This is a genomic window from Acinetobacter radioresistens DSM 6976 = NBRC 102413 = CIP 103788, from assembly GCF_006757745.1.
In the GTDB taxonomy this organism is placed as follows: domain Bacteria; phylum Pseudomonadota; class Gammaproteobacteria; order Pseudomonadales; family Moraxellaceae; genus Acinetobacter; species Acinetobacter radioresistens.
Genome location: NZ_AP019740.1, coordinates 1,487,611 through 1,502,270, shown reverse-complemented (window position 1 = coordinate 1,502,270; position 14,660 = coordinate 1,487,611). Strand labels below are relative to the sequence as shown.

The 14,660-nt window shown below is 41.0% G+C and carries 13 protein-coding genes; 7 read left to right on the top strand and 6 right to left on the bottom strand.

All coding sequences use genetic code 11. From position 1 onward, the window contains the following. Positions 1–20: 20 nt before the first annotated feature. A complete protein-coding gene (locus ACRAD_RS06990; protein ID WP_005014163.1) occupies positions 21–1,298 on the bottom strand; it encodes an MFS transporter in 1,278 nt (425 codons plus the stop codon). 22 nt (positions 1,299–1,320) lie between these two features. Continuing rightward, positions 1,321–2,475: an acyl-CoA dehydrogenase family protein gene (locus ACRAD_RS06985; protein ID WP_005025999.1), complete on the bottom strand. Its 1,155-nt coding sequence runs from the start codon at positions 2,473–2,475 to the stop codon at positions 1,321–1,323. 245 nt (positions 2,476–2,720) lie between these two features. Between ACRAD_RS06985 and ACRAD_RS06980 the strand changes: the two genes are divergently transcribed. Next, the gene (locus ACRAD_RS06980) at positions 2,721–3,938 is read left to right on the top strand and encodes a CaiB/BaiF CoA transferase family protein (RefSeq protein ID WP_005025996.1); all 1,218 of its coding nucleotides are present in this window, start codon (positions 2,721–2,723) and stop codon (positions 3,936–3,938) included. A 43-nt stretch (positions 3,939–3,981) separates the two neighbouring features. On the opposite strand, the gene ACRAD_RS06975 is transcribed toward ACRAD_RS06980, so the two are convergent. Beyond that, positions 3,982–4,833: an IclR family transcriptional regulator gene (locus ACRAD_RS06975; protein ID WP_005025993.1), complete on the bottom strand. Its 852-nt coding sequence runs from the start codon at positions 4,831–4,833 to the stop codon at positions 3,982–3,984. Positions 4,834–4,942: 109 nt separating this feature from the next. Beyond that, a complete protein-coding gene (locus ACRAD_RS06970) occupies positions 4,943–6,148 on the bottom strand; it encodes a 3-oxoadipyl-CoA thiolase (RefSeq protein WP_005025990.1) in 1,206 nt (401 codons plus the stop codon). 609 nt (positions 6,149–6,757) lie between these two features. Between ACRAD_RS06970 and ACRAD_RS06965 the strand changes: the two genes are divergently transcribed. From ACRAD_RS06965 to ACRAD_RS06940, 6 genes are all read left to right on the top strand, one after another. Then, positions 6,758–7,912: an acyl-CoA dehydrogenase family protein gene (locus ACRAD_RS06965; RefSeq protein WP_005025988.1), complete on the top strand. Its 1,155-nt coding sequence runs from the start codon at positions 6,758–6,760 to the stop codon at positions 7,910–7,912. A 61-nt stretch (positions 7,913–7,973) separates the two neighbouring features. Continuing rightward, on the top strand, positions 7,974–9,245 hold the full coding sequence (locus tag ACRAD_RS06960; RefSeq protein WP_005014178.1) for an MFS transporter: 1,272 nt from the start codon (positions 7,974–7,976) through the stop codon (positions 9,243–9,245). A gap of 49 nt (positions 9,246–9,294) precedes the next feature. Then, positions 9,295–9,969, top strand: coding sequence for a 3-oxoacid CoA-transferase subunit A (locus ACRAD_RS06955; protein WP_005025985.1), 675 nt, complete (start codon positions 9,295–9,297; stop codon positions 9,967–9,969). Continuing rightward, a complete protein-coding gene (locus ACRAD_RS06950; RefSeq protein WP_005025983.1) occupies positions 9,966–10,616 on the top strand; it encodes a 3-oxoacid CoA-transferase subunit B in 651 nt (216 codons plus the stop codon). Before ACRAD_RS06955 ends, ACRAD_RS06950 begins: the two co-directional genes overlap by 4 nt. 41 nt (positions 10,617–10,657) lie before the next feature. Next, positions 10,658–11,923, top strand: coding sequence for a DcaP family trimeric outer membrane transporter (locus ACRAD_RS06945; RefSeq protein WP_005025982.1), 1,266 nt, complete (start codon positions 10,658–10,660; stop codon positions 11,921–11,923). Positions 11,924–11,947: 24 nt separating this feature from the next. Then, positions 11,948–13,147 carry an MFS transporter gene (locus tag ACRAD_RS06940; protein WP_005025980.1) on the top strand — a complete coding sequence of 400 codons (1,200 nt, stop codon included), beginning with the start codon at positions 11,948–11,950 and terminating at the stop codon, positions 13,145–13,147. 117 nt (positions 13,148–13,264) lie between these two features. On the opposite strand, the gene ACRAD_RS06935 is transcribed toward ACRAD_RS06940, so the two are convergent. Continuing rightward, positions 13,265–13,699, bottom strand: coding sequence for a PaaI family thioesterase (locus tag ACRAD_RS06935; protein WP_005025977.1), 435 nt, complete (start codon positions 13,697–13,699; stop codon positions 13,265–13,267). A gap of 172 nt (positions 13,700–13,871) precedes the next feature. Continuing rightward, positions 13,872–14,522: an SOS response-associated peptidase gene (locus ACRAD_RS06930; RefSeq protein WP_005025974.1), complete on the bottom strand. Its 651-nt coding sequence runs from the start codon at positions 14,520–14,522 to the stop codon at positions 13,872–13,874. Between the last annotated feature and the right edge of the window lie 138 nt (positions 14,523–14,660).

Sequence of the window (14,660 nt, the reverse complement as noted above, 5' to 3'; positions counted from 1 at the left end):
GGCTTTACCAAGTTAAGCCTTTAAGCTGTTTTCTGCGGGTCATATTGACGGTCTTTAATAAAGATTCCTGATACTGCACCGCATAAGAAATAAGCTCCGCCCATGATCAAAAAACCAAGACCGATAGAGCCACCACTTGCAGCCGCACCAATAATTGCCGGAGCAAACATGGCACCAATACGGCCAGCATTATAAGCTCCACCCACAGCTGTTCCGCGAATATTGGTAGCAAAACTTTCAGTCATGTAAGTGGCATTGATGGCGTAAGGAATTCCATAAAGGAAACCGAAGAAAATCAGCAAATAGGCAATATTATCTGGAGAGTTAAATATTACAATCACAGGTAAAAATATAGCTGTACCAATAGCCCCAAAAGCAAATACAAAGCGTCGGCCCAAGCGGTCAGCTGCATAACCGGCAATAATCTTGCCAAAGATCATGGCAATATAGGTTCCAATCATGTAGCCAGTCATGGCTTTAAAGTTCATCCCCAGTTCGGATTCGAGATAAGCTGGCATCCAGTTGTTTACACCATAATACCCAAACTGTAAAAAGCCGGCAGTTAAAATCCACAGCATGAACATTCTGCGATTACGCTTATCTGCAAAAATTATTTTGACTGTACTTTGCTGTTTTACCGGCTGTGCCTGTACAGTAACCCGTGAAGCGGATAGACGCTCCAGACGGGCTCGCTGCCAGGATTCCGGTTCGGGAACCAGTTTCTGAATAAATAATGCCAATACCGAAGGAATAATGGCTATAAAAAATAATACCCGCCAGCCATGTTCAGGAATAATCCAACCCGCTAGCAAAGTTGCTACAATATAGCCGACTGTCCAGCCAGCCTGTAGAGTCCCCAGTATTGTAGTTCGATATTCAGTAGGTACGTACTCAGCCATTAACGTATTGGCTGCAATATATAAGGAACCAATGCCGAAAGCTGAAAGAAAGCGGATGATAGCAAACTGCTCAAAACTTTGTGTAAAGCCGAGTGCCGCAGTTAATAATGAAAATACCAGAATCGAGATCACGACTGTTCGAACCCGTCCAAGATAATCACAGGCCCAGCCACCCATGAAACCTCCTAGTGCCATCCCTGCCAGAGTAAAACTGCCTAATGCACCCGCCTGTAAATTGGTCAGTCCAAATTCGGCTTTTAAACTGGTTAAGCTAAAAGACAGTAGCAGCATATCGGCACCATCAATTAACAGTGCCAAAAATGCAAAAACAAAAGCGATTCGCTGTGTAGTTTTAGAAATTGGCCGGATAAGGGTTTCCGGCATCAGTGGTGTGGTCATAATTCATCCTGAAACTCAAAGGTTAATCCTTAACCTGATTAATCATATTTTTAGCAATAATGATCTGCTGGATTTGTGAAGTTCCCTCATAAAGACGGAACAGGCGTACGTCCCGATAAAAACGTTCAATACTGTATTCACTGATATAGCCAGCCCCTCCATGAATCTGCACGCAGCGGTCTGCAACGCGGCCACACATTTCCGTTGCGAACAGCTTGGCACAAGATGACTCAGTAGAAACATTCAGTCCTTGGTCCCGACGCCGGGCAGCATCGAGTACCATACATTTGGCTGCATAGATTTCAGCCTTGGAATCTGCCAGCATGGCCTGAATTAACTGGAAACTGGCAATTGGCTGACCGAACTGTTTACGTTCAACGGCATACCGCAGTGCGTCATCCAGCATACGTTCGGCTGCACCAACACTGACTGCTGAAATATGTAAACGTCCTTTATCGAGGACTTTCATGGCTGTTTTAAAGCCAATACCTTCCACACCTCCAATCAGGGCAGAGGCAGGTACACGACAGTTTTCAAAGATAACATCACAGGTATAAGTACCTTGCTGCCCCATCTTTTTATCTTTTTTACCTAAGCTAATGCCTGAAGTATTCCGGTCAACTACAAAAGCGGAAATACCGCCTGCGCCTTTAATATCAGGATTGGTTCTGGCCATTACGGTATAGGTACTTGCTAGCGGCGCATTGGTGATATAGCGTTTAGTACCATTCAGGATATAAAAATCACCATCTTTCACTGCTGTAGTCTTTAAAGATGCAGCATCAGAACCTGATTCCGGTTCAGTCAGGCAAAATGAACCGATGATTTCACCACTGGCATAGCGTGGTAAATACTTCTGTTTTTGCTCCTCAGTCCCGTCAATAATAATACCGCTTGAACCAATTCCATTATTAGTTCCAAAAATAGAGCGGAAAGCAGGTGAGGTACGACCAATTTCAAAGGCTACATAAAGTTCTTCTTCCATGGTCAGTCCTAAACCGCCATATTCCTCAGGAATAGTGAGACCAAACAAGCCTAATGCTTTCATCTGGTCAATAATGTCCTGAGGCATTTCATCTTTTTCAGCCACCTCATGTTCACGTGGCATTAATTCATTTTTAACAAATTGCTGAATCATATGAAGTAACTGATCCAGTGTTTCCTGATTACGAATCATCCTGACTCCTTGGAGTTATATTCTTTACAAAGGAAAAGACTAAAAATCTATATAAATAATTTTTGGTACTAAAATTAATTAATAATAAAAATTAATTTTACTCTGCAAAATTAATTTATCTAAATATAGCTTCATATTTTATTTAAAATCTATAGTTTTGTGTTATAAATAAAATATTATTTCGTTTGATGAAATAAATATACTTTATTTCTAGGGAAATTAGAACAAGAGTAAGGAGTAGAATGATGGGTGCTTTGACAGGTTTTAGAGTGCTGGATCTAAGCCGTATTCTGGCAGGCCCTTGGTGCAGTCAGATTCTGGCTGACCTGGGTGCTGAAGTCATCAAAATTGAAAAACCCTATAGTGGTGACGATACCCGTCGTTGGGGACCACCCTGGTTAAAAGATGATTCAGGACAAGACACTCAGGAGTCTGCTTACTATCTTTCTGCAAATCGGGGTAAGCATTCAGTCGCTATTGATCTTGCAACTCTGGAAGGGCAGCAGCTTATCCGGACACTTGTACTTGAATCTGATGTATTAATTGAAAATTATAAAGCGGGTTCACTTCAAAAATATGGTCTTGATTATGAAACGTTAGCAGCAATCAATCCGCGACTCGTTTATTGTTCTATTACAGGGTTCGGACAGAAAGGACCTCGTGCAAATGAACCTGGATATGATTTTATTATTCAGGGTATGGGCGGTATGATGAGTGTTACCGGCGAACGGGATGACCTGCCGGGTGGTGGTCCCCAGAAGGCTGGCTTGGCTTTTGCAGATTTAACCACCGGGCTCTATTCAGCTATTGCTATTCAGGCAGCACTGCTTTCCAGAGAAAAAACGGGCGAGGGTCAACATATTGACATGGCCTTGCTAGATACACAAGTTGCTTCCTTATCTGTTCTTGCCATGAATTATTTAACCTCGGGAAAAGTCCCGGGCCGTTTCGGCAATGCTCATGCTAATATTGTACCTTATCAGGTATTTAAAGCTAAAAAAGGCGAGTTTATTATTGCCTGTGGTAATGATAGCCAGTTTAAAATACTGTGTGAAAGTATTGGTCTGGCTGAATTAGCTCTTCATCCACATTACAGGCAAAATTCCGGGCGTGTCATTTATCGGGAAGAATTGACTGCTTTATTACAGCAACACTTTATGACACGACCAGCCGAGGAATGGGTAAAAATCATCCATCAGGTTAAAGTCCCGGTCGGCATGATTAACAATTTAAAGCAGACTTTAGAAGAAGAGCAGGTGATTGTCCGGGAGATGGTAGTTAACATGCCTCATTCTTTGCAGCAGAACTATACATCTATTGGTTCACCTATTAAACTTTCAAAAACACCGGTAGAGTATCAAAAGGCGCCGCCGTGTTTAGCACAAGATACTGAAAATATTCTAAGCCGGTATTTATCAGAAACAGAAATTATAGAACTGAAAGAAAAGAAAATTATTCAGTAAATTTAAAAGTCCCCGTTCTTACAAGTCGGGGACTTTTTATATTTTACATAATTTCATTTAATGAGTCCTGAATATTGTGCACCATATGAATCAGGCGCGGACCGATTTCATCTTCGAGGCGCTTGGGACTGAGTTGAAAGCTGGGTGCTCCACAGTTAAAGACATATAAACCATGCTGACTGCTTACCAAGGGTACCGCCACAGAATTTACTTCCTTATGCCATTCTCCTAAAGATAAACAATAGCCATAGTCCTGATAATCACGAAAAGCACGTTCAAGTGAACGTTTGATTGAAGGCCAGTTCTCCGGATTTTTCTTGGCTAGTGCATCCATCAAGAAATTGCGCTCATGTTCTGGTGTAGCTGCCAGACAGGCCCGTCCCATAGAGCTGCTATAAATGGGTAAAGTCGAACCAATAGGGCGACGCATATTCAGTGAGCTTTCTACTTGTACTACATCAATATAAATCATATTCAACCGGTCACGGGTTGCCATAGCGACCGGTGCCTGAGCATATTTACTCATCTCTTCCATAAGCGGATGAGCAGTATTGCGAATAGAGATATTAGACAAAGCTGAATAGCCTAAGGAAAGCACACCTATATCAAGCATGTACTTCGTAGAATTTGGTAACTGTTTTAAATAGCCTAAGCTTACTAGAGTATTAGTAATACGGGCAATTGTCGGCTTCGGTAAACCTGTCATCTTAGCCAGTTCTTGATTACCCAAGACCTGTTTGTGAGCAGAAAAGCAGCGCAGTAACTCTAATCCACGTGCCAAAGAGGCAATAAATTGCGGATTATTTTCACGATGTATATGAGAGATAGGGTCGAGACGAATTTCATCCAGATTGGTTATTTTTTCAGTTTTTTCTACTCTGGTACTTTCAGACATTCAAGCCTCAAATATAATGAAAAATAAATATGTTATCCATTATATTTCGTTAAACAAAATTAATCCATTCACCACTTTTATAGTGAATGGATCTTTAAACTCAAAAAAATCAAGAAACGTTTTCAATGACCATAGCCAGACCTTGACCTACACCAATACAAAGACTAACCACTGCATATTTTTTCTGGCGGCGCTGTAATTCACGTGCAACCGTTAGTGTAAGACGGGCGCCAGAAGCACCAAGAGGGTGGCCTACTGCAATTGCTCCTCCATTTGGATTAACACGCGGATCATTAAAATCTACATCTAAACCTTTCAAACAGGACAATACCTGTGAAGCAAAAGCTTCATTGATTTCAATAATGTCCATATCATCAAGAGTCAGACCAGCACGGCTGACTGCTTTTTTAATTGCCTCAATAGGACCTGCACCCATAATACGTGGTTCAATACCTGCCGCTGCCGCTGACAAAATTTTTGCCATTGGTTTTAAGCCGTATTTTTCCTGAACTGTTTCTGAACCGATCAGTAGAGCTGCTGCGCCGTCATTAATACCAGAAGCATTTCCTGCAGTAACTACACCACCTTCAAACAAGGGTTTTAATTTAGATAGAGCTTCAAAATTAGAAGATGGACGTGGATGTTCATCTTCACTAACCAGTTTAGGCGGTAACTTTTTACCTTGAGAAACTTCAATAGGAGTAATTTCTCCTTCAAAGAAGCCTTCAGTCTTTGCCTGCTGATATTTCGCCTGTGACTGTGCAGCAAAGGTATCCGCCTGTTCACGGGTAATTCCAAATTCGACAGCTACATTATCGCCTGTTTCAGGCATTGAATGGCCACCATACTGCGCAGTAATTTTCTTATTAGGAAAACGTGAACCAATAGTGGTATCAAAGATTTTTGCCTCACGACTAAATGCAGTTTCTGCTTTGCCCATAACAAATGGTGCACGGGTCATGCTTTCTACACCACCAGCAATATACAGTTCACCTTCACCACAGGTAATGGCACGAGCCGAATCGATAACAGCCCCTAAACCACTTGCACATAACCGGTTTACTGTCTGTCCGGGTACAGTAACTGGCAAACCGGCCAATAACACAGCCATACGTGCTACATTACGGCTGTCTTCGCCAGCCTGATTCGTATCACCCAGAATAACATCTTCAATATCTGTCCCTGGTACACCTGTTTTTTCAATGAGCTTTTTAATAACTTCTGCTGCCAGATCATCAGGACGTATAGACGCGAGTACACCCCCATGACGGCCAATCGGACTACGTAAACCATCGTAAATATAGGCATTTAGCATTTGAAAACTCCATTTCAGAGATAGTAAGAGAGTAATTTTTGATTACTCAAAAAATATTTTGGTATCACTACGGCTTAAGGCTTATAAGTCATTCATCATGCTACATTTATTTGTCAGTTCAATCTGTGAAGAGCTTGGCAGTCAGTGATGAGTACATATAAGGCCTATAAATTTGGGATTTCTTACATTCCATCTTCTTAATTAAGATTCTAGAAAAGCACTGGGTTTTTATGTTTTAGCTTAAAATTTCAGTGCAATGAAAAAGACAAGTATTGCCTTTAACTCTTGATTCCTAGGTCTTAATTATATTGATTACTTTGTTTCGTATAGCAAAACTATATTCTTTTTATCCTGTTATGTCTAAATTTTTTTGCAATTAATTTCGAAGTAGAATTAAAAACATTTTTATTATTTTATTAATTATTTGATTTATATTAATTAAAAAAATTAATTTCGCTCGACGAAATTAATTTTCAAAAAAGCTTGAATTTTGTGCATTTTATCTTTTACTATTCAGAACAGCATAAGTAAAACCAGATTTTTCATTGTGAAATTTAAATGAAGTGAAAAATCTATAGCGTTTAAAATAAATAGGTAGGGAGATCTCTGATGATCCGTGATGAAGGAATGCTTGAACAGCTGCTTTCAACGATTCGAAATTTTGTTAAAAATGAACTTATTCCACGTGAACACGAAGTTGCCGAAGCAGATAAAATTCCTGAAGACCTCATCCAGAAAATGCGTGAACTCGGTTTATTTGGACTCACTATCCCTGAAGAGTATGGCGGTTTAGGAATTACTATGGAGGAAGAGGTACGAGTTGCCTTTGAACTGGGCCAAACTTCACCAGCCTTCCGTTCACTTATTGGAACAAATAATGGTATTGGTTCTAGCGCAATCTTGATTGATGGCACTGAAGAGCAAAAACAGAAGTATTTACCACGCTATGCCAGTGGTGAAATCATTGGTTCGTTTTGCCTGACTGAACCGGAATCAGGTTCTGATGCTGCATCTTTACGCACGACTGCAGTCAAAAATGGCGATTTTTATATCCTGAATGGCACTAAACGCTATATCACCAATGCTCCACATGCTGCAACCTTTACCGTAATGGCCAGAACCAATCCTGAAATTAAAGGCTCAGGCGGTATTTCTGCCTTTCTAGTTGAAGCCGATAATCCAGGTATTACTCTTGGAAAAATTGATCAGAAAATGGGGCAGAAGGGTTCACATACCTGTGACGTCATCTTTGAAAACTGTCGTGTACCCGCCTCTGCCCTGATTGGAGGAGTGGAAGGGGTCGGTTTTAAAACAGCCATGAAAGTCCTCGATAAAGGACGTCTGCATATTGGAGCCTATAGTGTAGGGGTAGCAGAACGTATGCTGGATGACGCATTGCGGTATGCCGTTGAACGTAAACAGTTCGGTCAGCCAATTGCCAATTTCCAGTTAATCCAGGCCATGCTGGCAGACTCCAAAGCTGAAATCTATGCAGCCAAATGTATGGTGCTCGATGCTGCACGTCGTCGTGACCAGGGTGAAAATATCAGTACAGAAGCATCATGCTCAAAAATGTTCGCAACGGAAATGTGTGGCCGTGTTGCAGACCGCTGTGTACAGATTCATGGAGGAGCTGGCTATATCAGTGAATACAGTATTGAACGTTTCTATCGGGATGTACGCTTGTTCCGTCTTTATGAAGGAACCACACAGATTCAGCAAATTATTATTGCACGCAACATGATTAAAGAAGTGTCTTCGTAATGAGGACATGATGGGGATAAGGCATCAAAGCTAAGATGCCTTTTATTACAAGGAAATGGACATGATGGATCAGGCTGTTCAAAAAACAGATAACACAACAAATGCAAAAGTCTGGAAATTTGCTTTTATTTTTTCCTTCCTGGCTTTATTGGTTGATGGCGCTGATATTGCTTTTTTATCTTATAGTCTAACCAGTCTGAAAGCTGAATTTGGTTTAAGCAGTATACAGGCAGGCGCACTCGGAAGCTGGACACTGGCAGGCATGGCAATTGGTGGCTTCTTTGGTGGCTGGGCCTGTGACCGTTTTGGACGGGTGCGGGTTATTGTTATTGCAATTACCTTATTCTCGTTGCTGACCTGCTGGCTGGGCTTTGCACAAAGTTACCAGCAATTTGTGACACTACGTTTTATTTCAGCGATTGGTTTAGGGGCACTCTACATCGCCTGTAACACCTTAATGGCTGAATATGTGCCTACAAAATATCGCTCGACTGTATTAGCTGCCCTTATGACTGGCTGGACCTTGGGTTCAATTGTGGCTACGGTACTTGCAGGCTGGCTTATTCCTGAATTCGGCTGGCGCATGCTGTTTTATATTTCAATTATTCCTATTGTTCTGGCAGTAGCCATGCACTTTCTGGTGCCTGAACCACAGTCATGGAAAGATGCACGTGCCCAGCGCCTCACCACTACCACTTCAGTAGATCAGAGCCAACCTAAACCTAAAGGTGCTTTCAAGACAATTTTTGCAGATGTCATGAACCGCCGCATGTTCATCCTGTGGTCATTCAGTACTGCTTTTCTACAGTTCGGCTATTATGGGGTAAGTAACTGGTTGCCAGCCTATTTAGAATCCGATCTTGGTATCAAGTTTAAAGAAATGACCATGTATATGATCGGCACATTCTTTATCATGATCTGTACAAAAATTATTGCAGGCTATATTGCAGACCGGATTGGACGCCGTGCTGTATTTGCCTTCGGTACAATGGGCACAGCAATCTTTATTCCCATCATTGTATTTGGTAATACGCCTGACAATATTTTATGGCTAATGCTGTTATTCGGTTTTCTGTACGGTATTCCATACGGAATCAATGCAACTTATATGACAGAGAGCTTTCCAACCAAGGTTCGAGGTACAGCTGTAGGCGGTGCATACAATATTGGCCGTCTGGGTGCAGTACTTGCGCCGGTTACTATTGGCTACTTTGCACAAGGCGGTTCCATAGGTACAGGTCTGTTGATTATGGGTGTAGCCTATTTTCTTTGCGGTTTAATTCCAGCCTTGTTTATTAAAGACCGTTTATATAATCCTCAAAAAGCAGAGTAATGGTATTTACCATTGCTCTTTTTTTATATTTGAGAAGGTAAAAGTTCAGATGATCAATAAAATCACTCCGGATATTGAAACGATTTTAAAGGGTATTCCAGACGGGGCCAGTATCATGACAAGCGGCTTTGGACTAGCTGGACAACCAGTTGAACTCATTGAGGCCCTGATTGACTTTGGCCCACGCGACCTGACCATTATCAATAATAATGCAGCCTCAGGTGACCGTGGTCTGACCAAGCTATTAATGGCTGGACTGGTCAAAAAAATGATCTGTTCTTTCCCAAAAGCTAATAATACCAAAGTATTTGATGAACTTTATAAAGCAGGAAAAATAGAGCTGGAGCTAGTACCACAGGGCAATCTGGCCTGCCGGATTCAGGCAGCTGGTGCAGGGCTGGGAGCAATATTTACTCCGACCGGTTATGGGACCAAGATTGCTGAAGGTAAGGAAACCCGTATTATCAAAGGCAAAGCTTATGTACTTGAATATCCGATTGAAGCTGACTATGCACTGATCTATGCAGACAAAGCAGACCGTTGGGGTAATCTGACTTATCGAAAAGCTGCGCGAAACTTTGGCCCCCTTATGGCTAAAGCTGCAGAGATCACAATTGCTCAGGTTCATGAAATTGTTGAGCTGGGTACATTAGATCCTGAGTGTGTCGTCACACCAGGAATTTTCGTTCAGCATGTATTTCAGTTACCAGGAGGAGGCGCATGAGTATCCAGAAGCGTACACGTGAGCAAATTGTACAGTTAATTGCACAAGATATCTCCGATGGTTCTTATGTGAATCTAGGCATAGGTCTGCCAACAAAAGTTTCTAAATACCTGCCAACAGACCGGGAAATTATTCTTCATTCAGAAAACGGTATATTGGCTTTTGGTGCACCACCAGAGCCAGGGCAAGAAGACCCCGACCTCATTAATGCAGGAAAAGAATTTGTCACTTTACTGGATGGTGGCTGTTTTATGCATCATGGTGACTCATTTGACATCATGCGCGGCGGGCATCTGGATATTTGTGTGCTTGGGGCTTTTCAAGTTGCAGTAAATGGTGACCTGGCCAACTGGCATACTGGTGAAGCAGATGCAGTACCAGCTGTAGGTGGTGCAATGGATCTTGCAGTCGGCGCAAAAACTATTTTCGTATGTATGGAACATGTGACTAAGCATGGTGAGCCTAAAGTGGTTAATGCACTGACTTATCCCGTAACAGGGGAGCAATGTGTGAACCGGATTTATACTGATCTCTGCATTATTGAACTCAGCAATGGCAAAGCATTAGTTAAGGAAATAGTTGAAGGCTTAAGTTTTGAAGAATTACAGTCTATGACTGGATGTGCACTTGCCGACGCCAGAACTTAAAAAGCTTTTTATACGGATTTAATATCTTTAAGGATTAAAGAATGAAAAAAATGATTTTAGCTGCAGCCTGTGCTGCGGCCTCAGGGAGTATTTTCGCCGATTCTACCGAGCAGCGTATTTTACTGTTGGAAAATGAATTACAGCGCTTAAAGACCGAGCTTAAAGAGCAAAAACAGCAGCAAAATGTTCTGCAAGCACAGCAGCAGGAAGATCGGGCTTTAACACAGAAAATTAATACTTCCTCATGGAAAGACAATGTCGACTTTTATGGCATCTTGCGTATGGATGGTGCAGTAGACTTTAAAAGTACAACAGGCCGTTCAAGCGGAGGGCGTACCAGTAATAAGATTAATAGTGTCCCTTTTGATGGAGTTGAGGGAAACCGTTCAGATTTTACCGTAGCCGCCAGCCGCTTTGGAGTAGACATTAATCATCTGGGGGGACGTAAAGATGTTAAAGCCAAGCTGGAAGCCGACTTTTGGGTGGACAGTGGTAAAGGCGATGGCAAACTCAGGATACGTCATGCTTATGTCAGTTTTGATGACTGGTTATTTGGCCAGACATGGTCGCTTATGTCGAATATGGAAACAATTACTGAGTCAGTTGATTTTACCCAGTTACTCGGTGCTTCAATCCTGCGTGATCCGCAAGTCCGCTATCAGTGGCAGTTTAGCCCCGCACATACATTGCAGATGGCTCTTGAGTATTCAGGTGAAAGAACTTCAGAATTTCCAAGCCTGACCAGTAAATACACTTACAAGAATGGACCATTGCATTTGATGGGGCAGGGCTTCATCAACGAGAAGCAGGCACAAGCTACCACTGGTGATATTGAAAAAGTCAGTTGGGGTGTAGGAGCGGGTGCCAAATATAAATTTAATGCTCAGCAATCAGTTCAGGCGAACTATTACCATGTGAAAGGTGACCAGAAGTTTGTATTTTATACCAATCAGGGTTCAACCTCGGATAACGCAAACTGGGGCGGCGACTTCTCTGTAAATACAGATAATAATGAGTTACTGTTAAATGAATTTGATAGCCTGAGTATTGGTTACTCTCATAAATTTAATGACCAGTGGCGAGCAAATATTGCAACTTCATTACTGCAATATGATGATAATAGTGCATATGCCAAAGCCAATCCAGAAAGTAATAAACGCCTAACTGACCATGTAGTTAATGCATTTTATACCCCAGTGGAACACGTAGATCTAGGGGTAGAATATCATCATGGTAAACGTGAAAACCTTGCAGGAAAAGAGGCGGATATTTCACGTGTTAATATGTCAGCACGTTATAAGTTTTAATTTAACCAGACAAGGATGTCATTTATGCAAAATAGCCAGCCAGAACATTATGACCTGTCACGAGGTCTGATTCTGATGTTGGCAATTACCTGCGGTTTATGCGCAGGCTCGAATTATTTTAATCAGCCATTGATATATTCAATTTCAGAAAGCCTTGCAGTGAGTGCAGAACAGGCAGCCTTTACAATTGTGATCAGTCAGCTTTCATATGCTGCCGGTTTATTTGTATTGGTTCCCTTAGGAGACCTTTTTGAGAAACGGAGTTTTATCTGCCTGCTCATGTGTTTAACCGGAATTGCCCAGATTGGGCTTTCCATGAGTCATTCAGTTTCTGTACTTTATGGTTTTACATTTTTAGCCACATTCTTTTCTATAGCAGCTCAGGTACTTATTCCCTTCATTTCCAATCTGGTATGTCCGCGTAAAAGTGCTGAACTTGTCGGTATACTGATGAGTGGTTTACTGATGGGAATACTTTCCGCCCGAACAATAGCCGGGTTAGTCTCTACCATGTGGTCTTGGCACTATATTTATCTGGGTAGTGGTATAACCATACTTTTATTTGCACTGGTGATGTGGAAACGTTTGCCTCAGTCCAATAAAGTATCTGGCTTAACAATATGGAAAATTTACCAGTCTTTATTCAGCTTTGCTGTTCATGAACCCCATCTGATCCGTAGGGGTATTGTAGGAGGACTCGGCTTTGGCATGCTTACTCTTATCTTTACAACGATGACCTTTCTTTTAGCAAATGCTCCTTACCATTTTAACGATTTTCAGATTGGCCTTTTTGGAATTGTAGGTTTAGCAGGGGTTTTTGCTACACCTTGGGCAGGTAAACTCATCAGCCGTGGTCAAGATCACCATGTAGCACGCATATGCATCTGTTTATTAATCATATCTTGGTTACCACTCTATTTTGCTCAGCAATCATTATGGATGTATGGAGTAGGGGTGATTTTAGCCTATTTCGGGCTTTCTGCCTTGCATGTATTAAATCAGAATCTGGTTTACCGGATTTCAGCTACAGCACGTTCAAGGATTAATTCAATTTATATGACGATGTACTTTGGTGGCGCAGCTATAGGTTCATTTTTGGCGGTCTTTTTCTGGAAACATGGAGGCTGGCCAGTATGTGTAATATTAGGAGTTTGCATCGCATTACTCATCTTTTTATTTGATCGCTATGATTACCGAGCAATGAAGCAATCCACAATCCCTTAATAAGATTTATCGCTCTACTAAAATAATAGCCTAAGCAAACTAATTCTCAATCAAATAGCCTAAGTATAGTTTTAAACTTTTAAAGCAAACCTCTCAACATAAGCCTCACAAAAAAATTCAAGAACGATTGGTAATCATAAGAGTAGCTGAACCAAAAGCATAAACTTTATCACTCTCATCAACTATACGAGCTTCAGACGTTAAAATATTACGTCCCGTATTAATCACATCCCCAATGGCAATATATGTTTTATCTTTCTGTAAAGGCCGAATCATTTTGACATTCAAATCCAGTGTCGCAAAACTTACTCCATTCTCAACAGTTGTATGAACTGCACCTCCAGTTGCTGTATCTAGTACTGTGGCACAAAAGCCACCATGAATTAAACCCTGTAAATTAAGATGACGTTCATCTGGTGTAACTGCATATTTAATATGACCAGGATGCACATCAATAATACGCATAGGAATAGTTTGAGCCATAGCAGCAGGACTCTTGATTTTCCCATCCTTTATGGCCATCAGAAATTCAAATCCATTTTTAAATTCCATATATTCTCCAAAATAGTTTATTTAAGTCTTTATTATATTTTGCTAAATAGAAATTAATTTCGCAATAAGAAATTTTTATATTTTATTAATAATAGTTGAGAAAGCTAACTGTTAAAGCTTAAACCAGCTGATCAAGAATATTTTTATGATCTAAGATAGAGTTATACTGCGTTTAGAATGAATTGATATTAAAATCGTGCTGTGCTGAATAGGGCATATGTTCAGCTATAAAGTCTTCAGCAGGAAAGCTGGTTAAAAAATTTTGAGCTTCTTGATGGGTAGCTTGTAACCAAGCTAGACGTAGCTCGGGTGGAATCACTACAACAGAGCGTTTTTCTTTTCCTGGCTTATGAAACTGTGACATTAATGGATGCTTCTCAGCATTTATAGTGAGCATAGACATAGAATGTATAAACTCTTTTTCAAGTTTTGTGCGCTCATAAATTGCTGCTATTGTAAAAGGTTGGCCATCTTTACGATAAATTCCCCAGCGTTGTGCTTTTCCCTCGATATAGCGAGGCTCAAAAAATACTTCAACTGGAATGAGTGCAAACTGGTCTGATTTCCACGCATGTCTGAAACTTGGTTTCTCGCTTGCAGTTTCACTCCGGGCATTAAAAGTTTTTTGTACTGTTTTTAAATCCTCTGCCCAAACCGGAACCAGACCAAATATGGCACGGCGCCATTCAGGCTGTTGTTCTGGAGCAATAATGATCGGACTCCGATCACTAGGGTAGACTTCAGCCTGATAGTCAAATGTCATTTGCGGTAAATCTAGTAAATGTGCATGTTCAGGTCGGATAGGTAAATAATTAGCACACATAATGCTCTACTATATTTATAATTTCTTATCTACTTTAAAATTACTCGAAATAGAAGAACAGCTAGCTATATAAAAAGTTGCAGTATAGATATATAAAATAAAATTTTTGCTAACCAAGACAGGTTGAGAGAAAATTAT